Origin of the sequence: Rhizobium sp. L9, from assembly GCF_002531885.1 — a bacterium.
In the GTDB taxonomy this organism is placed as follows: domain Bacteria; phylum Pseudomonadota; class Alphaproteobacteria; order Rhizobiales; family Rhizobiaceae; genus Rhizobium.
Genome location: NZ_NWSZ01000004.1, coordinates 295921 through 320209, shown reverse-complemented (window position 1 = coordinate 320209; position 24289 = coordinate 295921). Strand labels below are relative to the sequence as shown.

The following is a 24289-nucleotide window of genomic DNA, read 5'->3' as shown; positions in this document are numbered from 1 at the left end:
TCGTCTCGGATGGTTTTGCTTAGTGACACAATGAACGTCTTCAACTGAGGCCACTGGCTAGAGGTGAATGTATGAACGAGTTTCAAGAAGGGGTGGAAGCTACCCCTGCCCGCACTGCCGCCGAGCAAAAATTTGAAAGCGTGAGAGTGCAGGGCGGCATGTTCGTTGAGGCGGTTCGCGTGACACGGATGCCGATGATCGTCACTGACGCCACGCTCCCCGGCAACCCGATCACCTTCGCAAACCCGGCGTTCGTACATCTTTCAGGCTACAGCCCCGAGGAGCTGCTCGGCCAGCACCCTCACTTCATGAACGGGCCGAAGACCGAGCCAGAGGCGATCGCGGAATACGAGGCTGCGATGAGGGAGGGGCGTGACGTGACGTTGGAGATCCTGCAATACCGCAAGGACGGATCGGCGTTCCAGAGCATGCTGCGACCCCCCTCGACGATGGTCACGGACGTGTCACCAATCATTTCATGTCATATCTCGACATAACCCGCCGGTAGGAAGCCGAGGAGGCACTACGCGGGCTCAATGCAGAACTAGAACAACGAGTGGAGGAGCGCACGCGTACCCTGGAGGCAGCGAACGCTGCACTTAGAAAGGCAGACGCGGAACGTGAAATGCTTCTCGTTGAAGTTAACCACCGCGCGAAGAACAGCCTGTCTGTTGGAGCATCCCTGCTGCGGAAATTGTGCTATTCTTGGCGGTTGTTAGGACTTTACCTGCGGCCGCATCCGCGCAAGAGAGCAGATACGTTCATCATCGGCCAGGCGCGATGACGACAACGATTGGCGAGAAAGATGCAATCACGGCGATACAAGAAAAAGGACCTGAGGTTTGCAAGGCACCGCGCCATGAAGGCAGAGCAGCGGGTCAACAGGCAGGAAATAACCTTAAGCAAGCTCCGCGTCCTAGGCGGACCGTTAGCTGTGGAGCATGCGTTGCTGGGCAGGCTCTATGATCGCAAGAGGCGGGCCATGTACCGGCTGAAGCAGATGGAAGACTTCTTTGATGTGAATGCGCAATGATATCGAGATGTTAAATTTGATGGGCGACTTTGTGGGTCGCTAAGGCGGCGCTGTATCCGGCGGGAGACTATCATGTCGACCGGAAATGATACTGAAGTAGCTGGTGCTGAGATTGGCGACGCATCCATTGAATCCGGCGCGAACAGGTATCTCGGCAAACCCTTCGAGCTCTTAACCGAGCGGGAACGGGCAGTCTTCAGGCGACTGATCTCCCGGCACGCGATTGCCCACGATTCCACTCAGTCCTTCTATGCAAAGCTGACATCGTCGCAGCGGCTGGCCGACAAGGTGGCGGAATTCGGCGGTTCTTGGGCCTTTATCATGCTTTTTGGGATCGTCCTTGCGGTTTGGGTTGCCGGCAATCTGTTGGCCGCAACGCGCGCCTTTGATCCCTATCCCTTCATATTCCTCAATCTCATCCTTTCTATGCTGGCAGTTGTGCAGGCGCCGGTCATCATGATGAGCCAAAATAGGCATGCCGCCAAAGACCGGGTGGATGCCGCGCACGACTACGAGGTCAATTTGAAGGCTGAGATCGAAATTATGGCGCTGCATGACAAGCTTGACGAGCTTAGAAATACTGATCTGAAATCGCTCGTCGCCCAGCAGCAGGAGCAGATCGCACTTCTGACGAAATTGATGCTCGGCCGGCCGGATCAGCAAGAAGTGAGCATATCAGGCACCGGAGGCTAGCATGCAACTGCGGTAGATGAGCGATGATGGCTGCCTCGAGTTCCTTGCCAACCACACCTTTGGCCATCTGGCATGCAGCGGTGAACAATATCCCTATATCGTTCCGATTCACTACGCATATGAAGAACGCACGCTGTTTATGTTTTCCCTGCCTAGCCTGAAGATAGATCGGCTTCGGGCAAACCCCCTGGCCAGCCTTCGTATCGATCTTTTCGGCAGTCAGAAATCTCTTCGTCGCACCACCTCAAAAATGCTCAGCTCTCGCCACCCACATCCATCGAATCCGCGCCAACGGCGCAGTGGAGGGCCGTGACCGGCGCACCTGCCTGATTTCGCAGATCCACAGCCTCTTCGATCACTGATGAAACAAAGTGACATCGCTATGAAACAATCGGCCGAGGCAGAGCTGATTCTCCAGTTCGAGATTGGCGGTGCCCAGGATGATGGTTTGTACCTGTCGCTGCAGTTTGTCTCAGCGCTTGCCTCTCGCCTCAGCTGTGATGAGTTGACAACCTAGACACGTGCTACAAAACTCTGCTCTTACCGTTATGGAGAAGTGTAGCCCTATGCGAGTTCGTGATTGGCAGATAGGCGCATTCGTCAAGCGGATCCTCGCCCGCGAAGCACGGAGCCATACAAGTCCTGTTTCCGCGATGTGCAGCTTCTGGGGCCTTATGCGCGCCTACTGGCTTTCCGAAAGCTGGCGCGAAGCCTGGGGGTTGACGTCCGCTATTCTTATCCTCACGGCATTGTCCGCCCAGGCCAGCGTCTGGTTCGCTATCACCTCGGGCGAGTTGATCAATCGGATCGCCTATTTCCACCATCCATCCACGCCCACGACGCCCATGGAATTGTTGACAACAGCGGCGACGCTTGCCGCGATCGCGATCATGAGGGACGTGTGTTTCACCGCTGTCCGCCATTTCTTTTCGACCACGCTTCATCGCAAATGGCGCGCGTGGCTCGACCGACGGTTCAACGATGCCCTGCTCGACAGCAACCATACGCATTTCCATCTTCTGCAAATGGGCTCCGATGCGTCCGGCTCCGCCGTGCCGGCGCCGGACAATATTGATCAGCGCGTCCAGGAGTCTATCAAAGGCTTGACTGGCGGTGCTATCGGGCTCGCAATGGGCATTGCGGGAGTCGTGCTGTCCCTTGGCTTCGTCGGCAGTAAACTTGTTGAGATGTCGAGCGAAGTCGGAGGGCTTGAGTTCCTGGGCAGCTATGGAAGCGCCTGCTTGGCCTTCACGGCAGTGGCGATTTATGTACCGCTCAACACCGCCATTGCCGCTAAGCTCGGCGGGGTTCTCCAGCGCCTGTCGGGACGCATGCAATGGGCGGAGGGAAGCTACCGCACGGAACTGAACGCTTTGCTGCACCGCAGCTTCCATGTTGCCGTCCTCCATGGAGAAGGAGCCCAGAACGTCGTCAACAAGCGCCGGTATCTTGACATTGATCAAACTTGGGCCAGCCTGAATCGGGTGACTGCCGGCTACATGGGGTTCGAACTGGTCCATAATTTCATTGGTTCGCGGATTGTCGCCTATGCACCCGGCCTGCTCCCCTACATGGACAACAAGGTCACCCTGCAGCACTACGTAACGGGCGCCGAACTGGCGACTGCACTGATCAACGAATGCTCGTGGTTCATACACGTCATGCCCGATATTGCGACGTTGAAGGCAAACGCCCGGCGAATGACCGATCTCGCGAAGGCGATCGAAACTGTTCAGCGACCCGAGGAGTTCTATGCCCAAACAGGCCTTTACGAATTCCAATATACCAAGCAGGACCCGGCGCTCGGCCTGAGTCTCGAGCAGATTGACCTTCTGCATGCAGGCACCGAGCTCCCGTTTCTGGCCGCCGACAGACTTCAGTTCCTGCCCGGCGAGTGGACCTTGGTCGTCGGCGAGTCGGGGAGCGGGAAGACCTCACTTATAAAGGCGATAAACGGTCTTTGGGCGCACGGCCGCGGTACTGTCGCAACGCCAAGACACGCCCGAATCCTATATGCCGCCCAGGACGTAAAACTTCAGGCCGTGTCCTTGAAGGAGCTCGTTTGCCTTCCAGACCCGGCGAGCGATTATCCGGAGACGCACGTCGCGGTGGCGTTGCACGAGGCGGGACTCGGCGAATTCATTGATGAACTCCCCAACGAAGGCCGAAACGGCCAGAGCTGGGATCTGCTGCTGTCGGGAGGCCAGAAGCAGAAGCTCGTTCTTGCCAGGATCCTTTTATTGCGGCCTGGCCTCATCTTTCTCGACGAGGCCACGAGCGCCCTTGACACTCAAGCAGTTCGCGCATTTCACCAGGCTATTATGGATCATTGCCCGGAGGTGACTGTGATCGCCGTCATGCATGACGTTTCGCCCATCCGAACAGGAAGCGGCGTTGATTTCTTCGACAGCGTGCTCACCATAGAGAAAGGCGTGGCAAAGAAAATGCCAATTGCTGTTTGGCGTCAGACGGCGGGAGATAACGGCGGCCAGACCATGCCGTCACCGTAGACCAAGCGCGTCAATGCGGTCGTCGCCAGCACGATGCGCAATATGACGCGGGTACGTCGAAAGGCTGCAACGATAGCGTGACGCCGGAACAGCGGACGCAGGCGCTGGAGCAGTTGAGTAGCGTTGGGCGGACAGCTATCATCCGCGCGCGGTCAACTCCGGAAAGCCTGTGCGCAGCCGACGCCGTTGTTGTTCATGAACATGCCGGTCCTGACCTACATCGCGGAGATCTCGCTCCGCCCAGTCCTGTTCATCCACGGCGCGAAGGCCCATTCGCGCCACTTCGCCGAAACGGCCTTCGCCGCTGCCGCGGAGCCTGAGGAGCTGATGATCATACCCGTTGCCAGCCACACGGACCTGTACGATCCGATGGACAAGATCCCCTTCGACCGGACCACCGACTTCTTCGGACAGCATCTGGTGACCGCTTCCCAGCCAGACCTGTCAATCAGCATCCGAAATTCACCCGTTATCGGCATCCAATTTTGGCTCTGACTCAGTTTTGATGCAGTTGTAACGTGCTGCCTTGCTGCTTTCTGCAAAGGGATCAGAATGATGAGCACCAAGTTTCGCCCCTCTGATTTGGTACCGGCAGGCTTCATCGCCGAACGCATCACCTACATTGACGATGAAACCTGCATCTTGCTCTCCCGAGCCGGCGTCACCGCGGCCTGTCCAGCGTGCGGACGGATGTCGCGAACGGTTCGAAGTCGCTATTGCCGCCAGGTTGCGGACCTTCCCCTCTCTGGAAAACGCGTCAGGCTGCTCGTGCAGACATGAAGGTTCGTTTGTGATGCCGTGCTCTGCGGAAGGCAGATATTCGCTGAGGGTTTCGCGATGTGCTGCCGCCCTACGCCAGACGAACTGGGCGTCTTGAGATGTCGTCCATCATTTGGCGCTTGCGCTTGGAGGACGCCCGGCGGCGCGTTTTGCCCAACGGCTGATGCTGCAACGACACCTTGCTGCGCGTCATCCGCAGGCAAGGACTGCCAACGCCGGCACCGCCCTCGGTGATTGGCATCGACGACTGGGCCTGGCGTCGCAGTCATCGCTACGGCACGATTGTGTGTGATCTGGAACGGCGGCGTCCGGTCAGTTTACTGCCAGACCGCGAGGCAGCGACGGCGGAGGCTTGGCTGCGGCGGAACCCCCAAATCCAAATCGTTGCCCGCGATCGTGGCGGCGCTTACGGGTTGGCGGCGGCAAGGGCGTTGCCTAACGCAGTTCAAGTCGCTGATCGATAGCATTTGATGGAGAACGCCAGCCATGCATTCCTGAACGCGGTCTGCAAATCGATGCGGCAAATCCGCAAGACGCTCGACGCAACGCGCCTCGATCCGAAGCTGCTGACTGCGGCCGAACGCATTCAATACGAGGGCTATCTCCAACGGAACAGACGAACGCGGCCATCATGGCCCTGTCGAAGGACGTCCTTCACGGTCGTCGTCACCCCGTTGACCAGAATGATCTCGTGGCTCCAGTCGAACTCGCGCACGTCCGGCTCTGCCACAGCCGGATGATGTTCGCTCGAGCCTATATGCGTGAGAGCTAGGAGATGGTCTTCGATGCCCATGACAAGGCCTTCGCCTTCTTCCGTGGCACCTGCACGCGCGGCATCTACGATAACATGAAGACTGCGGTCGAGGCGGTGTTCGTCGGCAAGGAGCGACAATACAATCGCCGCTTCCTGCAGATGTGCAGCCACTATCTGGTCCATCCCGTTGCCTACACGCCCGCATCCGGATGGGAGAAGGGACAGGTCGAGAACCAGGTCGGTCTACTTCATCTGTCAGCTCGAGATTGTCCGGTTCCGAAGCGATCAGCCTCTGGGTTTCGGCCTCTTCCTCGTCAGTTGGGAGGTGTTTTGAGTGATAATTGGTCATGATCAAAGCTCCCGCATCAGCTTCGCTATATTATCACGGTCGAATGGTATGTCGCGACCGTGAGCGTGGATGTGGAGAACTATCTGAAGCGGTATAGGGTCCAATGCCTTCAGGTAATCGACAGCATCTCGCATGTTCGAGAACGTTTTTTCTTCCGTGAAGAATGCGTCCCGAACGAATGTGATCGTGGTTTCGCTCTCGCCATAGGACGTACTTGATCATGCCTTTCGCGGCTTTTTGCTCTGTGTTGCTCATGCGATCTACAACATCGATGAAGTAGGGAAGTTCCGCCGCCCGGCGTGCTAGCCGTTTAGCTGCTTAACGACATCATCGATCGTCTCTCTGACAGGATAGTAACTCGGTCCGCCATCCTTCTGCGGTGCAGCAACATAGATGTGAGTGCTGTTGGGGAACGCTCGCACAGCAATAACCTGTTCCGGATTGATGAAGACGACGGCGGTGTTATGGCCCGCGTACTGGAATGGCACCAGTCTCATCTCGTTCTCCTCTCGAGTCCATCTCGGGCGTCGAACTAAGAACGTCACCGATGGTTGCAGGGCTCTTCTAGAGTTTTGGACGCAGCCGACCTTAACAGGGCAGGCCACAGCCATTGTGGCGCTTACGGAAGACTCTTCGTTGCGCGGCCCGGCGACCCTACCTTACTCACAGCGCAACATGTTGTTCTGGGCACTGTAGAATACCTCTGATATCGTCGAGATATTCCCCGGAAAAAGCCCCGCCGAGACGGGGCTCTGGGAAAGAACGGATTGCACAGGAATGAATGGAGAGATGGCAACACCCTTTTCAGGGCCCCGTGCAATCCTGTCGCCTAACAAAAGGGGATCGGCCGGGTTCCGGTACGATTTCGTACGCTCTGAGTCGCACCAGTCATTGCGCTGTCGGGCTCCACGTTCGCGCGACCCCCTCCTTGAGCAGCTTCTTGCCGATTTCTTCCCCATTCGTTCTGTTTGGCAGGCCGGTCAGAGCCCTGGCCAAGTGGCTGCAGAAGCGATTAAAACCGGACGTTCCAGGATTCTGCGAACTATCCGGCCGCACGCACAGCGCTCCTCGCCAGCGCCTTCGCGCTGACGAATGAGCTTGTGCCGGTGCTGTCGCAGACGACCTAAAGGCTAGCCGCCTCTCCTTAGCCTGGGAGGCGGTTTTTTGTGGTTTCGAGCGCGTCATTGGTTCTTGCCTCGATGAGCGATTTGGGGGATCGCTGCATCAATATCAACTCCGGCAACCGGATGACCGCGCACGTCCCAAATCTCGATTGCCTGCGGAATTTCCGGTCGATTGGATAGGATAGCTCTTGCAACTATTTCTCTGAGAGCCTGACTCGAAAAGGTTTCAACGATATCCGTATCTTGCCAAGCGTCGTGTCAGGACCCGGATGTGGGCGATAGTGATCCAGGCCTCGGCTGATGCGACGGACTTTTCCCAATCCTTCGCCAATCGTCGGCATCTGCCAAGCCAGGCGAATGTGCGCTCCACGACCCAGCGACGCGGCAGAACCTCGAAGCCCTTGGCCTTGTCGGTCCGCTTGACGATCTGGAGAGTGAACGCAGCGATCTTTTGCAGCGCGCCCTTCAGCTTCGGTCCGGCATAACCACCGTCGGCGAAGATATGTCTCAGCCACGGCCAACGCTTGAGAATGGATTTGAGGACGGCAGGCGCGCCGTCACGATCCTGAATATCGGCGCTGTGAACCATGAGGCCGACCATCAATCCCAGCGTATCGACGACGATATGACGCTTGCGTCCTTTGATCTTTTTACCTGCATCATAGCCCGCAATCCCGCCGCTTTCGGTCGTTTTGACGCTCTGGCTGTCGATCACGCCAGCGGATGGCGAGGCTTGCCGGCCTTCCAGCTCGCGCGCCTCCATCACAAGGTGATGGTTGATCCGTCCCCATAAACCCATCGCTCGCCATGCGTAGAAATAGGCCTGCACTGTCGTAAACGGCGGAAAGTCCTTGGGCAGCATTCGCCACTGACAACCCGTCGTAGCGATGTAAAGCAACGCATTCACGACCTCGCGAAGATCGGTGCTGCGAGGCCTGCCCAACCGCCTCGGTCCGGGCAGTCCCCATTCCCGGTCCGTCAGATCGCTTGCATACCGCACTGCGCGTCGGGCATATTGCCGACGGGTGAAATCAGTCCAGCCCATTGTGGTCTCCGTTCGTCCTAAGCAAACAAACAGAATCACAACTGGCTGATTTCACTCAACTCTTTTTCGGTCAGGCTCTGAGGGCTCCGCTGGCCTCTATTTTCGTTGAGTCAAGATCTACGAAATTCCCACCGTCCGGATCGGCTATGACATAGCCAGCGTGTTTGATGTGAAAGTAATACGTTGGCACGCCTTGCACTTCTTTCAGTTGCCCCTCGTCGGCAAGCACCTGCGCGATGGCACTGAGCAAGAGGCAACCAGCGCGCGCCTGTACAGGAGACGGTCCAACCTGCAGATGGGCGTAAAACCATCTTTGCCACGGCCGAGTTCCCGCAGTGTCGAAACGTATCATCAATTGGGATTACTACAGTACCAATTTCCATACTTGTGCGTTTTCACTGTCGAAATTCGCGAAGCGTTGATGCGTGTACGCAGACATTGACGGAGGCGAGCTGTGAAAAAATTTTCGCAAGAAGACACCAGGAACAACTTATTGAGGCTGCTGCCTGAGGATGCGTTTGAATATATCGCACCAGCTCTTAGGTCGGTTGATCTCCCAGTACGCCAGCCGCTTGTTGAATCCAACCAGCCGATCGAGCGTGTCTATTTCATAGAGAGCGGTCTAGCCTCTATAATTGCGGCAAGTCCAGATGGCAATAGTCTTGAGGTCGGCCAGCTCGGGTTCGAAGGCATCAGTGGACACCCCCTGTTGCTCGGGACCGACCGAACGCCGAATAGAGCTACCATGCAGGTTGCAGGCTATGGCCTCGAATTATCGACCAGCTGCTTCCTTTCGCTAATGGACAATCAAGAAGCCCGCCTGATCTTCCTCCGCTACGCCCACACCAGGGAACTGCAGCTGGCGCACTCCGCTTTGGCGGCTGCACGGTATGGCATGCATCAGCGATTGGCGCGCTGGCTGCTCATGTGTCATGACCGTCTCATTGTGGACGACATGCCACTCACGCACGATTTTCTTTCTTTGATGCTTGGCGTCAGGCGCTCGGGTGTCACCGACCATCTACACATCTTGGAGGGTATGCATGCGATCAAAGCCACACGAGGCAACGTCCGAGTTTTAATCCGTCGGCTACTCCTCGACGTTGCCGGTGGCTGTTACGGCGCCCCAGAAGCCGAGTACGAACGGCTTCTCGGGTCGAAGCCGACGTTCAAAATTCAAAGTGCAATGCCTGGTACGGTCCGCCATGCTCTTTGAGGCGTCGGGCCGCGCGGAGCGTCGCTTGGGAGCGGACCTCAAAGGTCGAAGGCAATGTCGCCGCTGTTAAGGAGGATCTTTTAGGATGCGACCGGTGACCGATGACGTGCGCAGGTGGAAGCTGATAGGGCTGGGAGCGTTGGGGATCATCGGAATAGGAGCATCGGCCGCTTACCTTCATCCTCACAAAGTTCGAGATCGGCGGCAATGACATGGTTGACTGGTCGACGAATACGCACGCTTCAGATTGGTGGTGTGCCAGCCATAGTGCGCTTCACTGATTGAAGATAAACTGAGTTCTGATAGTCATTTTATGTTATCGCATCTTCAAGGTGTCTTCATGGAAGACGAATTGTTGAAAATACTTGAAAAACTAAAATCCGCAAAGCATATCGCCGCCAAGAGCGGTTCTATGAGCATGACAGCTTACCTTCTCGACATGGTGATTGTTGAAGCGGAAGAAGAATTGGATCAGCTCATATTAGACGGGGTTGACCAACAGAAATCTGGAACCTGACTGCCAAGAAAAAGTCCCGCATTCTCGCGGGGCAATTGTTGCGGTAGGGAATGGGCGCGCCAACTACTCACGCCCTCACCAATAATACCGTGATAAAAAGAACGTTCCACCTTTCGCACGTCGTGAACGTAATACGTCCTTCGATATCCAGAAGAAAAATGCCCCGCAAATAGGAAGCGAGGCATTTTTAGTGATCAATGATGCCAAAACGCGAGGGAGGCAATGACATGGTTTGGAAGATATTCAACTAGCCTTAACTTACTACCTTTTACTGCTAGACTTCTTGCGCCTGGGATCGGTTGCCATTGACGAGCGGAAAAGAAAACCCCGCTCTCGCGGGGGGGCCAGGAAGGGGGGTGATTTACGCATCGTGGCGTTATGAAGATACTCATGTACAAGATGGTATCTCTCCTTAATAATACTTTTCAGATTCCCGCGTCCACCGATTTGTTTTTCAACCGAGGGGTTCATTGTTAGATTTTGCTCTCAAATACAAATTGATTCCGTTTCTTTGAGTAAGTGTAGTTATTGTTACTCGGCGAGCCGCTCGGCGATTGTTGCTAAACCCTAAGCAGCGCGTCTCCTGTGCGCTGAGCGGCGAGCTTGATCTATCAATCACACCAATCATTCCGCCGCTTCGGGATCCACGTTCGCGCGACCCCTCCTTGAGCAGCTCCTTCCCGATCTCTTCCCCATTTGTTCGATGGATGTTGGCGCCGCGTTGGCGCCTCGTCCAGCGACGTTCGAGCCACTGGCTGCACATTGCGTCATTCGCTGGTAATCTGGCCGGAAGCAACAGGAAAATGAGGCATGATACCTCTCGGCAAACCAATCGAACAAATTCTGGGGATCGGCGCTCTACTTCTCCTCGCCTTCGGCTGCGCTCTCGTGCTTCAGCCCTTTCTCTCAGCCATCCTGTGGGCGGCGGTGATCTGTTTCTCGACATGGCCTGCCTACAGAAGGTGCGAGCGGGCAGTAGGTGGCAATAAAAGCACGGCCGCTGCCATGATGACGTTGCTGGTCACCCTCGTTTTGGTCGCACCGTTCGCCGTGATGGTGCCGACGTTGACGGCCAACATAGGCAACCTGCTCGCGGCAATGAACCAGGTTCTCGAGCAAGGCCCTCCGACGCCGCCGCGCTGGGTCGTAGGGCTCCCGGTAATCGGCGAGAACCTGGCTGCCTATTGGGAGAGCTTGGCCCACAATGCTCCCGCATTCACCATTGAACTCAAGAAGCTGATTGGCCCTGCCACAAACTTGGCAGTAGCCAGCGGGGCGGTGCTCGGCGCTGGGCTCTTAGAACTTGGACTGAGCGTATTCATCGCCTTTTTCTTCTTCCTCCACGGCCGGCGGATGGGGGCCCACGTGCGCGCAGTCGGCGAAAGATTCGCCGGCCCTCGGGCCCGAGAGCTGTTGGTGGTCGTGGGGGCGACTGTCAAGGGCGTCATTTACGGCTTGATCGGCACGGCGCTCGCCCAGGCTCTCTTAGCCGGCCTTGGGTTCTGGATCGCCGGTGTACCTCAGGCGCTGCTGCTTGGTTTCCTTACGTTCCTTTTGTCATTTGTGCCGGTCGGCCCTCCGCTCGTATGGGGCTCGGTGGCACTATGGTTCCTTGTCCAGGGAGCCATTGGGTGGAGCATCTTCGTCGCAGCATGGGGTTTGCTCCTCGTCAGCAGCATCGACAACGTCATCAGACCGTACGTCCTCGGCAAGACCAACGACCTGCCGGTGTTGCTCGGCCTCTTCGGACTCCTAGGCGGTGTCATCGCCTTTGGCTTCATCGGAATCTTTCTTGGGCCAACGCTGCTGGCGATTGCATACAGCCTGTTCCGTGAGTGGACCAGGGCCGAAGTCGAGGAACGCAGTAACCCCACACCACCTTCCGACTCCGACTGATCGATCCCAAGCTTGTGGTGGGGAACGCACATCGGCTCGGACGCAGTGACGGCACGTGTCATTTAAGGGGCTGCGAGACGAGCAGGATGAGGCGGCGGTTTACGAGTTGGAATAGCGCGAGGTCTGCAGCGTGGGAAGGTGCAGGAGTGTCAACCGGCGCACAAAATTCTCGATGAAAATATCTCGCAATGGCGGATCACTTCTCAGTGCAAATCAACAGTACTTGCCCTTGCCTGCCACCTGCGACGGCACTGCGTGTTTTCCGCCTGGGTATCACCTGTGGGCACCAGTTCTGGGCATCAGGTCGCCAATGATGCCAAAACGATATCCGGCACGACTGGAAAATCAAGGAATCAAGGGCGTTTAGGGAGAATTGGCTGGGGAACCTGGATTCGAACCAAGATCGACGGAGTCAGAGTCCGCTGTTCTACCATTGAACTATTCCCCAGCAAGCGAACCGGCGGGGCGGTTCGGCTGGTGTGCGGCGCTTATAAACAAAAGCCCGGCGATTGCAAATACCTGTTTTGAAAAAAATCGGCCTTCTCAGGCCAGGGGCGAAACTCTTCCGCAAAGCCCTCTGTCAAAAAAGAATTTGGTGATTTTGGCGGGCGCTGATATTCTTGCGGCAACGCAAAATCGAATGAGCGCCTGCTGCATATCCCAGGGACTTGCGCGGCGCGGTGGAAAACAACGTGGAAGACCCCGAAGGCGGCGCGAAGCCGCAATTTGACGGGGCGATGGCGGCAGGGCGCAGGGACGGCAAGAAGTTCAGGCGTCGCAAGGGCAAGCGCGGCGGGCAAACCCGCAGCGCAGCTCAAGCCGCTCCGCATGAGCTCTCCGGCAGTGCCGGGCAGCCGGCGCGCCCCATGGACGATGCGGCCGGACATCCGGCTCGCAAGCGAAAGCGCCGCCGTCGCGGCGGTCAAGGTGTTTCGCAGGACGGTTCGCTTCAAGCCCAGGCGATCGAACAGACAGGCGCGGCAGCCAGTGCCGCCCGGTCCGATGGCGAACAGGCATCGGGCCGGCGCAACCGCCGCAAGCATCGCGGCAAGCGCGGGCTGCAGGGCCGGCCGCTGTCGTCGGCAAAGCCTTCCCATGTCCCGCTGCAGGAAATCCGCGTCGAAGAGACGGCGCGCAGTGCCGTCCTGCGCGAGATGCAGAACGGCGCGGCCGCCGGCCGCAAAGGTCGCCAGGAGAGCAACGGTCACCAGGGGGATCGCCAGGCCGGCGAGCACGCATGGCCGGAAGAACTCTATGCCGCGCTCGATCTCGGCACCAATAATTGCCGCCTGCTCATTGCCCAGCCGACACGGCCGGGTCAGTTCCGCGTCGTCGATGCCTTTTCCCGCATCGTACGCCTCGGCGAGGGTCTTGCCGCCAGCGGCCGTCTCTCTGACGAGGCGATGGAAAGGGCGATCGAGGCGCTGAGGATCTGCGCCGGCAAGCTCAGGAACCGGGAGATCCGCCGCATGCGGTTGATCGCCACCGAAGCCTGCCGTCAGGCGGTCAATGGTGCGGAATTCCTCGGACGCGTCGTTGCCGAAACCGGCCTCCAGCTTGAGATCATCGACCGGGAAACCGAGGCGCGGCTTGCGGTCTCCGGCTGCTCCTCGCTTGTCGGCCGCGAGACCCGTTCCGTCGTCCTCTTCGATATTGGCGGCGGCTCATCGGAGATCGCCGTCATCCGTATCGGCGATAGTCGCTTCAGCCGGCTCGCCAATCACATCACCCACTGGACCTCGCTGCCGGTCGGCGTTGTGACGCTGTCGGAACGTCACGGCGGGCGCGACGTCACGCCGGAACTATTCGAAGGCATGGTGCGCGAGGTCGAAGCCATGCTCGGATGCTTCGATTGCCCGGAGATCGAGATCGCTGAGACCGGCGATTTTCACCTCATCGGCACGTCGGGCACGGTGACGACGCTTGCCGGCGTCCATCTCGACCTGCCGCGTTATGACCGGCGCAAGGTCGATGGCATCTGGCTCTCGGATGACGAGGTTTCCGCCATGCAGGCAAAGCTCCTCTCCTGGGATTTCGAAAGCCGCGCTGCCAATCCCTGCATCGGGCCGGACCGGGCCGATCTGGTGCTGGCTGGCTGCGCCATCCTCGAGGCGATCCGCCGCCGCTGGCCGAGCCCGCGCATGCGCGTTGCCGATCGCGGCTTGAGGGAAGGCCTGCTCACCGACATGATGGCCGACGACGGCGTGTGGCGGCGAAACCGCAACCGCCGCGGCCAGCGGGCGAAATAAGGGGAAGGGCATGACAAAGGCACCGATCGCGGGAAACCGCACCGGCCGCAAGCTCGGTCAGCGCGTCAAGAACAAGAAGATGAAGGCATCCTCCCGCCAATGGCTGCAGCGCCACATCAACGATCCCTATGTGCAGCGCGCCCAGCTCGAAGGCTATCGCGCCCGCGCCGCCTTCAAGCTCCTCGAGATCGACGAGAAATACCACATCCTGCGCGGCGCCAGGCGCATCATCGACCTGGGGGCGGCTCCCGGCAGCTGGTCGCAGATCGCCGCCAAGGTCACCGGTTCGACGGATGAGGACGTGCGTGTGGCCGCGATCGATTTCCTCGAAATGGCCCAGCTTCCCGGCGTCAAGATCCTGCAGCTCGATTTCCTCGATCCCAGTGCGCCGGAAAAGCTGATGGAGGCTGTCGGCGGCACGCCCGATCTCGTCATTTCCGATATGGCCGCGCCGACCACTGGCCACCATCGCACCGATCACCTGCGCACCATGCATTTGTGCGAAGTCGCGGCCCATTTCGCCATCGAGGTGCTGGGGGAGGGCGGGCATTTCCTCACCAAGACCTTCCAGGGCGGTACCGAGCGTGACCTGCTTGCCATGCTGAAGCAGAACTTCCGCCAGGTCGTCCATGTCAAGCCGAACTCGTCACGCGCCGAATCGGTCGAGATGTTCCTGCTGGCCAAGGGCTTCAAAGGCCGCAAGGCGGAAGCTGAATAGCAAGCTTGAGGACCACTCTTATCAGATGATGGCGGTCCTAATTGGATCCGGATGGTCTCAGCCGGCCAAGTCTTGTGGGACACAGGACTGCCCTAGCAGCACCTCAGCCGTGTCTTTCTGCCGATCAGCTTGATCCGTGCGTCGCATCGTTGATCATTGTGGAAATTGGGTTAAGGCGATTCGGAATTCTGTTGTCTGAATACCGCATTGAATAAGGTTATGGATTGCGCCCCGGCTTGACAGCCGGCATCACGATCCGTAGCGAGGCAGCACCGATACGATCAGGCCGGTAAAATGAAATATTTCAAACAACTCATGATAGAACTGCTTTATCCCGGAAATGGAGCTGCAAGTGCACACGACCGAAACAACGGCATTGCGGTTTTTCTCTTTGCAATCGTTCCAGGACTTTCGCCGAACTTTAACTCCTTCATCCTCCTCGCGTCGATGCTGTGGGGCGCCTACTCGCTGGCGACAGGCCGCCTTGCCTTGAACCTGTCGAGATCCGACTGGCTGGTTGCCGTTGGGATGTCGATATACCCGTTGGTGATGATCGCGAGCATATTCATCAATCCGCCTTACTCCGAAGAATTGCACTGGATACTCCGGCTGCTGCCCTTCTTTTCGATCTGGCTGGTATTGCCGCGGATGCGCCAATCTCCCGATGGCCGTCTCGTGCCGCTCTTCATCCTCGGCGCTGGGATCGGCATGATCGTTACTTTTCTGCTCAGTCTCCTGCAGATCGCGTTTCTTATGGACCGGGCGGAGGGCGGGACTACGAACGCTGCACTGCTCGGGATCATAGGCATTCTCTTCGGCGGCATTGCGCTCCTCAACCTTCAATCACCCAAAAGCATGGAGCAAAGGATTGCGATTTTGGGATATGCCGCGGGTCTCGGCTGCGTTCTGCTGTCGGGAACGCGCTCGGCCTGGCTGGTCATTCCCGTCCATCTCATCATCTTTGTCTGGTATTTTCGCAAAAATAGCTTCCATCTGAGCCTGCGCAGCCTCGGCATCATAGGCTCCCTACTATTGGTGGGCCTTATTGCCTTAGGCAGCGGCCCGGTCTTTCATCGCATCGAAGCGCTGCGAGGGGATCTGCCATCGCTGGAACGCACCGACGGTGAGATCACCTCGCTCAGTGCGCGGTTCGCTTTGTACAAAGGTGCACTATCGGCAATCAGCAAGGACCCGTTGACTGGTTACGGCCCGCAAAACCGGATGGCTTCGGTTCTGGCGGAGTTGCCTGACAACATAAGGCCACAACTGTCTTTCACACATGTCCACAACGGTTTTCTGACCGCGGGAATCGACGCCGGCGTTTTCGGCATCGCGGCGCTTTCGCTGATGCTGCTCACACCGGTGATCGGCGCGTGGAGAAAAGAAGCCGGGCCGGGCCGCGATCTGGCGATTGCGCTCGCTCTTCTGCTCTTCAGCAGCTACGTCATAACCGGCAGCTTTGGCATCATGTTCAACCAGAAGGCTCTGGACCCTATCTTCGCCTATATGGTCGCACTTATCTGCACGGATCGAGGCAGCATACGCTTTGCGCCCGTTGTTTCGAGCTGACGTCTTGCATATTGGAAGGCGGCTGGCCAAGGCCTTCAAAGGCCGCAAGGCGGAAGCTGACGCAGAGCAAGCTTGATCTCGGGGCGATCCCGGCCGATGATGATCCCATGCTTCTTTACGTCACCCTCGGAACCAACGACCTCGACCGCGCAGGGCATTTTTACGATGCCGTTCTGCCGGTGCTCGGCTATCGTCGCCAGCATTTTTCGCAGGAGGAAATCGGCTATTCCGCCGCGGGCGATACGCGCTGCCGCTTCTGGGTGGTGACGCCCTTCAATCGCCGGCGGGCCACATCAGGCAATGGCGCCATGGTCGCATTCACAGCCGAAACGCGGGCAGCCGTCGATGCCTTCCATGCGGCGGCTATTGCGGCAGGCGCCGCTGATGAAGGCGGGCCGGGTCTGCGCTCCTACCATGCCCATTTCTACGCCGCCTATGTCCGCGATCTCGACGGCAACAAACTCTCTGCCGTCTGCGAGAGCCCTGAATAGGAAGCTCATTTCACTGCTTGCTGCTCGGCCTCGATCGCAGATGCCGCCACGCGTCTCGAGCGGTGGCCGGAAACGAGCGCGCCTGCATTGCGATCCATGCGGATGAAGGGAATGGTCGCAATCACCGTCAGTCCGGCAATGATATAGAAAGCCAGGTGGAAATCGGCCACATCAAGCGCCTCGCCCCTGATATAGATCGAGGTCTCCAATATTGCGGCCGCCACCGCGACGCCGAGCGCCAAGCTGACCTGCTGCATGACGGAGCTCATCGATGTCGCCTGGCTGGCTTGAGCATCATCGATATCGGCGAAGGCAAGCGCATTGACGCCGGTGAACATGAAGGAGCGGGAGAAGCCGCCGAGAAGCAGCACGCCGATGATGACGAGGTGCGGCGTTGCCGGCGTGAAGAGGCCGGTGACGATGGTCACGAGCGTCGTCACCGTGGCGGCGCCGATCAGCGTCGTGCGAAAGCCAGTGGCGGCGAAAACGCGCTTGGCCATGAACTTTGTGGTGATCGCCCCGATCGCTCCGGCAAAGGTTATGAGACCGGATTGGAACGGCGTCAGCCCGAAGCCGAGCTGCAGCATCAGCGGTGTCAGGAACGGCATGGCGCCGACGCAGATTCGAAAGAGATTGCCGCCCATGGTCGAAGCCCGGAACGTCGGATTTTTGAACAGATTGAGGTTGAGGATCGGCGCCGGGTGGCGCTTCGCATGGCTGATGTAGAGGACGCCGCAGCCAAGGCCGACTAAGGTCGCGGTGATGCCGATGATCGGCGGCAGGGCCGGCAGGCTGACCACCGACAGGCCGAAGACGACGCCGGCGGCTGAAAGCGAGGTCAGCACGAAGCCCGTGAAATCGAGCTTCGGCGGCGCCATTGCTTCCACCTCCGGCAGGAAGATCGTTGCAAGCCAGATGCCGATGATGCCCACCGGCACGTTGATCAGGAAGATCCAGTGCCAGCTGAAATAGGTGGTGATGAAGCCGCCGAGCGGCGGGCCGGTGAGCGGGCCGACAAGGGCGGGAATGGTGAGCAGCGCCATGGCGGAGACAAGGTCGCTGCGCTGCGTGGTGCGCACCAGGACGAGACGGCCGACCGGCGTCATCATCGCGCCGCCCATGCCCTGCAGGAACCGGGCGAAAACGAATTCGACGAGATTGGAGGACACGGCGCAGAAGATCGAGCCAATGACGAAGACCGAGATGGCAAGGCGGAAGATCTTCTTGGCCCCGAACCTGTCGGCCATCCAGCCGCTGACCGGGATGAACACCGCCAGCGCCACCATGTAGGAGGTCAGCGCGAGCTTCAGCGTGATCGGCCCGACATTGAGATCCCTGGCGATTGCCGGGAGCGCCGTCGAAATCACGGTGGAGTCCATCTGCTCCATGAAGAGAGCGACGGCAAGGATCAGCGGGACGATGCGGTTCATAGGCGGGAGCCTTGATAGGCTGCGGATCGGAGCAGGAAAGGCACTTGCTGTGTAGACCCAGTTCCAGGGCCTGCCAATCCTTCAATCCACTTCGATCGCACGTTTGGTTCACGTCTGCGTGAGATGGCTTGCACGAAAACCTTCGCTATCAAGATTGGCAGATGTTCCGGACAGAAAATCCGGGCAGACACATCGTCCGGGCAGCGCGGCGGCACACTGCGCATCAAAGGGGAGTGGATATGGCAATCTCAACGCATATAAAGCGGCGCACGCTTTTTGTCGCAAGCCTCGGACTGTTGGCGGCGCCGATGATTTTAAGAGAGAAGGCCGAAGCGGCCGTGACTGGAGAAAGCAGCACTATGGATGCAGCGCCTTTGCCCGAAATCGATCAATTCAAGCTTGGTTCCTACAAGGTTACCGTCGTGCGCGACGGCATCAACATCTCCGAAAAGCCCCATGAAACCTTCGGCACCAATCAGGACCCCGAAACGGTCAAGGCATTGCTGACCGCAAACTTCCTGCCGGCAGATAAATTTCTCAACGGATATTCGCCTGCCCTCATCGATACCGGCTCGGATGTCATTCTTGTCGATACCGGCTTCGGTGCAGCCGGGCGGGTGCGCGGCGCCGGCCGCCTTGCCGAAGGCTTGAAAGCCGCAGCATATTTAGCCGACGACGTCACCGTCGTGGCGCTCACCCATCTGCACGGCGATCATATCGGCGGCCTGACGGAGAATGCCGCAGCTGCCTTCAAGAATGCCCGCTATGTCATCGGCCAGGCGGAATATGACTTTTGGTCGAACAAATCACGCGAAGGTACGCCCGCCGAAGGCGGCCACAAAGCCGTGCTCGCCAACGTGACGCCGCTCGTCGAAAAAGCCACCTTCATCAAAGACGGTGACAGCGTTGCGCCCGGCATGACAGCGATGCTGGCAGCCGGTCACAGCCCGGGCCACATGGTGTTCCATGTTGAATCCGAGGGTAAACGCCTGGTGCTGACCGGCGATACGGCCAACCATTATATTCTGTCGCTGCTGCGCCCAGATTGGGAAGTGCGCTTCGATATGGACAAGGCACAGGCGGCAGCCAGCCGCCGCAAGGTTTTCGACATGATCGCCACCGAGAAGATCGCCTTCCTCGGTTACCACATGCCTTTCCCGGCGGTCGGTTTCGCCGCGAAGCAGGATGGAGGCTATCGTTTCGTGCCGAAGACCTATCAGTTCGACATTTGATCCAGGGCGGTTCAGCTTTCACCGAAGGAGGAAACCGCGCGATCCCTTTGTTTGGCGCGATTTCCGGCAAACCTGCTTCGCGATTTAGCTGGGAATTGCTCTCCGTGCATGGCACCCATGACGAGCCCGGCCGATGTACCGGGCTTTTTGCTATTTCCTTCCTGTCATAGACGTGTTACCAGCCCTCGCCAACTTCCAAGCAACTCATGCACACCGCCGGGGCGGACGATTCGTTTCCGGGGCCGGTTGCATTTTCTTAAACGAAGGAATTTGGCCATGGCACGCATCATTGAAACGGCAACCGGCGCGGACGCGCTTACCTTCGACGACGTGCTGCTGCAGCCGGGGCACTCCGAGGTCATGCCCGGCCAGACGAACATCGCCACCCGCATCGCCCGCGACTTCGATCTCAACATCCCGATCCTCTCTTCAGCCATGGATACCGTCACCGAAAGCCGGCTGGCGATTGCCATGGCCCAGGCCGGCGGCCTCGGCGTCATCCACCGCAACCTGACTCCGATCGAGCAGGCCGAAGAGGTCCGCCAGGTGAAGAAGTTCGAAAGCGGCATGGTGGTCAACCCCGTCACCATCGGCCCGGAAGCGAAGCTTGCCGAAGCGCTCTCCCTGATGAAATCGCATGGCATCTCCGGCATCCCGGTCGTCGAGAAGTCCGGCCGCCTCGTCGGCATCCTCACCAACCGCGACGTCCGCTTCGCCTCCGATCCGGAGCAGAAGATCCATGAGCTGATGACCAAGGACAATCTGGTCACCGTCAAGGAGAGCGTCGATCAGCAGGAGGCCAAGCGCCTGCTGCATTCGCATCGCATCGAGAAGCTGCTGGTTGTCGACGCCGAAGGCCGCTGCGTCGGCCTCATCACCGTCAAGGATATCGAGAAGTCGCAGCTGAACCCGAACGCCTCCAAGGATGCGCAGGGCCGGCTTCGCGCCGCCGCCGCCATCAGCGTCGGGGACGACGGCTTCGAGCGCGCCGAACGGCTGATCGAGGCCGGCGTCGACCTCCTGGTCGTCGATACCGCCCATGGCCATTCGCAGCGCGTCCTCGATGCCGTGACCCGCGTCAAGAAGCTTTCCAACTCGGTCAGGATCATGGCCGGCAACGTCGCAACCTATGACGGCACCAGGGCGCTGATCGATGCCGGTGCGGACGCCGTCAAGGTTGGCATCGGCCCGGGTTCGATCTGCACGACGCGAATCGTCGCCGGCGTTGGCGTTCCCCAGCTCGCCGCCATCATGTCGGCCGTCCAGGCCGCCCAGGATCAGGATGTGCCCGTCATCGCCGACGGCGGCATCAAATTCTCCGGCGATCTTGCCAAGGCAATCGCCGCCGGCGCCTCCGCCGTCATGATCGGCTCGCTGCTCGCCGGCACCGATGAGAGCCCGGGCGAGGTCTATCTTTACCAGGGCCGTTCCTTCAAGGCCTATCGCGGCATGGGCTCCGTCGGCGCCATGGCCCGTGGCTCGGCCGACCGCTATTTCCAGGCTGAGGTGCGCGACACGCTGAAGCTCGTCCCGGAGGGCATCGAGGGTCAGGTGCCCTACAAGGGACCGGTCTCGGCCGTCGTCCACCAGCTCGCCGGCGGTCTCAAGGCCGCCATGGGCTATGTCGGCGGCAAGGACCTGAAGGATTTCCAGGAGCGCGCCACCTTCGTGCGCATCTCCGGCGCCGGCCTTCGCGAAAGCCACGCCCATGACGTGACGATCACCCGCGAGAGCCCGAACTATCCGGGCGCCGGCCTCTGATCATGAAGGCGGGCAGCGCAATTCCGCTCTGGATCGTCGCGCTGCTCGCCGCCCTTTGCCTTGCCGTGCTCGCCTGGACGACCTTCGGCTTCGTCGTGCCTTTCAAGCACGAAACCGGGCAGGCGGTACTCGACACCTATTTCGCCGGTTACGACGAATCGGCCGTCTTCCACATGCAGAAGCTGCTCGATGAAAACGAGACGGCGGCCAAATTGCTCAGCGCCATGTATTTCGGGCCGGAGCTGATTTTTCCGGCGTTGCTCACGGTGCTGCTGTTCCTTGTCTTCGTGAGGCTCGGCCCCGTCGGCTCGTGGTTCGGCCGGTCACTTCATCCGCTCATAGCCAAGGCGATCTATCTGCTGCCTTTCATCTACGGCATCTCGGACTACGGCGAGAACATTTCCAGCCTAATTGCTTTTGGCAACGGCGCGTTCGCAGGTCCTGCAATGCACGTGCTGCCGTGGATGACGCGGTTGAAATTCGCAAGCCTCGCGATCTGCTTCATCGTCGCCGCCCGGCTTGCCGTCGCCCGTTGGCTGTCGACAGGCCAGGACTGAAGCGGCATCAGCTCCTTCGCCGCCAGACCGGATTTGACAGTCTTGCCATCATGAAATCGGAAAGGACCTCGACCTTCGCTGGCCGATTGCGAGCAGAAGGTGTGACGAAATACAGTGCGCCTGTTGGCAGCGTCCAGCCGGGAAGGATCGGCTTCAGCCGGCCGTCTAAGAGATAGTCATGCGCGAGAAACTCGGGTAGCTCGATGATCCCGAGGCCGCGTAGCGCCATTGGCACCAAAGCTTGCGAATTGGTGGCCTTGAGAGAGCCACTTGGTACGATGACCTCCTCCTTACCTTCACTGTTGCGCAGGCGCCAGACATCCTGCCGCGCCCTGTAGGAGTATCCGAGGCAATGATGAGCCGCTAGTTCGCTCGGATGTTCCGGCACGCCGTACCGATCGAGAAATGCGGGTGCAGCGAGAATGAAGCGATCCACCGGCGTCAGCCTGCGCGCGACCAATGACGAATCCGGCAGCACCGCGATTCTGAGCGCCGCATCAAAGCCGTCTCCCACGATATCGACGACGGCATCGCTCATGTGCAGGTCGATCGAAATCTCCGGAAAGAGCTCGAAAAACTCAGGCAGGACCGGCGCCAGCCAGCGTGTCCCGAAGGCCATCGGTGCGGCAAGCCTGATGAGCCCCTTCGGCCGAGTGGCAATCTCCCTGGCAGTGTCCTCTGCCATCTCGGCTTCCGCATAGATTCGTGCGGCGCTGTCGACCAGTCGCAGGCCGAATTCAGTCAACGCGAGCTGCCGAGAGGTGCGGTTAAAGAGCCTTGCCCCCAGCCTGTGCTCAAGACGGCTCACGGCGCGCGAAACGGTCGGCACTGACACGCCGAGCGTCTGTGCAGCCCGAAGGAAAGAACGCTCTTCGGCGACCTTCGCAAACATCGCCAGACCCTCAAAATCGGGAAACTTGTTCATTTCATTCCTGAAACAATAGCTTTCAATTCTTTCTATTCCGAAAGAATGCCCCCGTCCATATCTCAGCTTCAGTCGAACCAAAGGAGACGACAAATGACACAACGATTGAATGCGAAGATTGCGGTTATCACCGGCGCCACGTCTGGCATTGGCCTTGCAACGGCCAAGCGCTTCGTCGCTGAGGGCGCACGGGTTTTCATCACGGGCCGTCGCAAGGACGTTCTCGATGCGGCAATCGCTGAGATCGGCGGCGGGGTTGTGGGAATTCAGGCTGACTCAGCCAATCCAGCCGACCTCGATCGCCTCTATAAACGGGTGAAGGCAGAAGCTGGGAAAGTCGACGTGCTCTTCGTCAACGCGGGTGGCGGCTCCATGTTGCCCCTCGGCGAAATTACCGAAGAGCAGTATGACGACACGTTCGATCGGAATGTGAAGGGAGTTCTCTTTACGGTGCAGAAGGCCTTGCCACTGCTTTCGGCAGGATCATCGATCATCCTGACAGGATCGACAGCAGGCTCGACCGGGACACCCGCCTTTAGCGTTTACGCTGCATCGAAAGCCGCTCTGCGCAGTTTTGCGCGCAACTGGATCCTCGACTTGAAGGATCGCGGGATTCGGGTCAACACGCTTAGCCCTGGTCCGACGGAAACGACCGGACTGGTCGAATTGGCGGGTAAGGACCCAGTGCAACAGCAGGGCCTGCTTGACGTCCTGGCGGCCCAGGTGCCAATGGGCAGGGTCGGCCGTGCCGAGGAAGTTGCCGCTGCCGCACTCTTCCTCGCTTCGGAGGATTCCAGCTTCGTCACCGGTGCCGAACTCTTCGTCGATGGCGGCAGCGCCCAGGTGTGAAGACGATATCGGGTTTGCGGATGCCGGCGGCGAGCCGCTGGCATCCGCTTATCCTTTCCGCTAATGCAGCCAATGACATACGAAAGCGGAAAGGAAGTGGCGATCATGACCGGCTATGAAATCTTCTGGCCACTCCTCGCCCATGTGGCCCTGGTCTATGGTCTCTACGCGCTTCTTGGCTTGAGGCGAAAGAAAATGGTCCGAGCCGGAAAAGTCGCTCGGTCGGATTACCGAGAAAATCGCGGCGAGCCGGTCGAAAGCCTCGTTGTGAAGAACGCTCTCGCCAACCAGTTCGAACTGCCGGTGCTCTTCTATGCCTGCAGCATTCTCCTTTATATCACGCAGGCCGACAACATCTTCACCGTCAGTCTTGCGTGGATCTTCGTCGCGCTGCGTTATGCTCACGCCGCCATTCACGTCACCAGCAATGAAATGCGCTACCGCAGCCCTCTTTTTGCGGCAGGCTATCTTGTGCTCGCTGTCCTGTGGGTCTGGCTCGCTGTGTGGATGGCGATGGACTGACTTGCGTCGATCGCACCTGACCGAACGCGCGCCTGTACCTAGGTAGGTCCGCCGCTTATCTCTGTTCTC

Annotated in this window: 21 protein-coding genes, 1 tRNA gene and 5 pseudogenes; 22 read left to right on the top strand and 5 right to left on the bottom strand. The window is 58.9% G+C overall.

The features are described from left to right. Nucleotides 1-71 precede the first annotated feature (71 nt). From CO660_RS33735 to CO660_RS05185, 9 genes and pseudogenes are all read left to right on the top strand, one after another. On the top strand, nt 72-497 hold the full coding sequence (locus CO660_RS33735) for a PAS domain-containing protein (RefSeq protein ID WP_245421297.1): 426 nt from the start codon (nt 72-74) through the stop codon (nt 495-497). Nucleotides 498-859: 362 nt separating this feature from the next. Continuing rightward, a complete protein-coding gene (locus CO660_RS33180) occupies nt 860-1033 on the top strand; it encodes a hypothetical protein (RefSeq protein WP_176536228.1) in 174 nt (57 codons plus the stop codon). 72 nt (nt 1034-1105) lie between these two features. After that, a complete protein-coding gene (locus tag CO660_RS05210; RefSeq protein WP_245421296.1) occupies nt 1106-1726 on the top strand; it encodes a DUF1003 domain-containing protein in 621 nt (206 codons plus the stop codon). A gap of 16 nt (nt 1727-1742) precedes the next feature. Beyond that, a pseudogene (locus CO660_RS33730) lies at nt 1743-1895 on the top strand (pyridoxamine 5'-phosphate oxidase family protein); the annotation flags it as partial. A 28-nt stretch (nt 1896-1923) separates the two neighbouring features. Then, nucleotides 1924-2056: pseudogene (locus tag CO660_RS33725) on the top strand (IS6 family transposase); the annotation flags it as partial. A 236-nt stretch (nt 2057-2292) separates the two neighbouring features. Beyond that, on the top strand, nt 2293-4236 hold the full coding sequence (locus tag CO660_RS05200; RefSeq protein WP_245421295.1) for an ATP-binding cassette domain-containing protein: 1944 nt from the start codon (nt 2293-2295) through the stop codon (nt 4234-4236). A gap of 3 nt (nt 4237-4239) precedes the next feature. Continuing rightward, nucleotides 4240-4656 (top strand): annotated as a pseudogene (locus tag CO660_RS05195) (alpha/beta hydrolase); the annotation flags it as partial. Nucleotides 4657-4791: 135 nt separating this feature from the next. Further along, a pseudogene (locus CO660_RS33720) lies at nt 4792-5618 on the top strand (ISL3 family transposase); the annotation flags it as partial. A 98-nt stretch (nt 5619-5716) separates the two neighbouring features. Beyond that, nucleotides 5717-6019, top strand: a pseudogene (locus tag CO660_RS05185) (IS21 family transposase); the annotation flags it as partial. Between the two features lie 402 nt (nt 6020-6421). On the opposite strand, the gene CO660_RS05175 reads toward CO660_RS05185, so the two are convergent. Continuing rightward, nucleotides 6422-6616 carry a hypothetical protein gene (locus CO660_RS05175; RefSeq protein WP_097597832.1) on the bottom strand — a complete coding sequence of 65 codons (195 nt, stop codon included), beginning with the start codon at nt 6614-6616 and terminating at the stop codon, nt 6422-6424. 853 nt (nt 6617-7469) lie between these two features. Beyond that, nucleotides 7470-8288, bottom strand: a complete 819-nt coding sequence (locus CO660_RS05170) for an IS5 family transposase (RefSeq protein ID WP_097597831.1) — start codon at nt 8286-8288, stop codon at nt 7470-7472. A 454-nt stretch (nt 8289-8742) separates the two neighbouring features. On the opposite strand from CO660_RS05170, the gene CO660_RS05160 reads away from it, so the two are divergent. From CO660_RS05160 to CO660_RS05145, 4 genes are all read left to right on the top strand, one after another. Next, nucleotides 8743-9504 carry a Crp/Fnr family transcriptional regulator gene (locus CO660_RS05160; protein WP_097597829.1) on the top strand — a complete coding sequence of 254 codons (762 nt, stop codon included), beginning with the start codon at nt 8743-8745 and terminating at the stop codon, nt 9502-9504. Between the two features lie 85 nt (nt 9505-9589). Next, on the top strand, nt 9590-9715 hold the full coding sequence (locus CO660_RS33715; protein ID WP_245421294.1) for a DUF1515 family protein: 126 nt from the start codon (nt 9590-9592) through the stop codon (nt 9713-9715). A gap of 129 nt (nt 9716-9844) precedes the next feature. Further along, a complete protein-coding gene (locus tag CO660_RS33165) occupies nt 9845-10021 on the top strand; it encodes a hypothetical protein (RefSeq protein ID WP_176536225.1) in 177 nt (58 codons plus the stop codon). An 810-nt stretch (nt 10022-10831) separates the two neighbouring features. Then, nucleotides 10832-11917 carry an AI-2E family transporter gene (locus CO660_RS05145; RefSeq protein ID WP_097597827.1) on the top strand — a complete coding sequence of 362 codons (1086 nt, stop codon included), beginning with the start codon at nt 10832-10834 and terminating at the stop codon, nt 11915-11917. 374 nt (nt 11918-12291) lie between these two features. Here CO660_RS05145 and CO660_RS05140 read toward each other — a convergent pair. Beyond that, nucleotides 12292-12365, bottom strand: a tRNA-Gln gene (locus CO660_RS05140). A gap of 244 nt (nt 12366-12609) precedes the next feature. Between CO660_RS05140 and CO660_RS05135 the strand changes: the two genes are divergently transcribed. From CO660_RS05135 to CO660_RS05120, 4 genes are all read left to right on the top strand, one after another. Continuing rightward, complete coding sequence (locus CO660_RS05135; protein ID WP_097597869.1) at nt 12610-14166, top strand: Ppx/GppA phosphatase family protein; 1557 nt, start codon at nt 12610-12612, stop codon at nt 14164-14166. 10 nt (nt 14167-14176) lie between these two features. Further along, the gene (locus CO660_RS05130) at nt 14177-14884 is read left to right on the top strand and encodes an RlmE family RNA methyltransferase (protein ID WP_085777067.1); all 708 of its coding nucleotides are present in this window, start codon (nt 14177-14179) and stop codon (nt 14882-14884) included. Between the two features lie 294 nt (nt 14885-15178). Next, nucleotides 15179-16453 (top strand): O-antigen ligase family protein, encoded by a 1275-nt coding sequence (locus CO660_RS05125; protein ID WP_097597826.1) that lies wholly within the window; start codon nt 15179-15181, stop codon nt 16451-16453. A 107-nt stretch (nt 16454-16560) separates the two neighbouring features. Then, nucleotides 16561-16944: a VOC family protein gene (locus CO660_RS05120; RefSeq protein ID WP_097597868.1), complete on the top strand. Its 384-nt coding sequence runs from the start codon at nt 16561-16563 to the stop codon at nt 16942-16944. A gap of 5 nt (nt 16945-16949) precedes the next feature. Here CO660_RS05120 and CO660_RS05115 read toward each other — a convergent pair whose 3' ends face one another. Next, nucleotides 16950-18374, bottom strand: a complete 1425-nt coding sequence (locus tag CO660_RS05115; RefSeq protein WP_097597825.1) for an MFS transporter — start codon at nt 18372-18374, stop codon at nt 16950-16952. A 239-nt stretch (nt 18375-18613) separates the two neighbouring features. On the opposite strand from CO660_RS05115, the gene CO660_RS05110 reads away from it, so the two are divergent. The 3 genes from CO660_RS05110 (at nt 18614) to CO660_RS05100 (ending at nt 21924) form a co-directional block, all read left to right on the top strand. Next, entirely contained in the window at nt 18614-19606 is a 993-nt protein-coding gene (locus CO660_RS05110; protein ID WP_097597824.1) for an MBL fold metallo-hydrolase, read from the top strand. Nucleotides 19607-19882: 276 nt separating this feature from the next. Further along, nucleotides 19883-21367, top strand: a complete 1485-nt coding sequence (guaB, locus tag CO660_RS05105) for an IMP dehydrogenase (protein WP_085777072.1) — start codon at nt 19883-19885, stop codon at nt 21365-21367. A 2-nt stretch (nt 21368-21369) separates the two neighbouring features. After that, nucleotides 21370-21924, top strand: a complete 555-nt coding sequence (locus tag CO660_RS05100) for a hypothetical protein (protein ID WP_097597823.1) — start codon at nt 21370-21372, stop codon at nt 21922-21924. A gap of 7 nt (nt 21925-21931) precedes the next feature. Here the strand turns inward: CO660_RS05100 and CO660_RS05095 are convergent, their stop codons facing one another. Continuing rightward, entirely contained in the window at nt 21932-22849 is a 918-nt protein-coding gene (locus tag CO660_RS05095; RefSeq protein ID WP_097597822.1) for a LysR family transcriptional regulator, read from the bottom strand. Between the two features lie 93 nt (nt 22850-22942). Between CO660_RS05095 and CO660_RS05090 the strand changes: the two genes are divergently transcribed. Further along, the gene (locus tag CO660_RS05090; protein ID WP_097597821.1) at nt 22943-23698 is read left to right on the top strand and encodes an SDR family oxidoreductase; all 756 of its coding nucleotides are present in this window, start codon (nt 22943-22945) and stop codon (nt 23696-23698) included. A gap of 105 nt (nt 23699-23803) precedes the next feature. Next, entirely contained in the window at nt 23804-24220 is a 417-nt protein-coding gene (locus CO660_RS05085; RefSeq protein ID WP_097597867.1) for an MAPEG family protein, read from the top strand. Nucleotides 24221-24289: the final 69 nt, after the last annotated feature.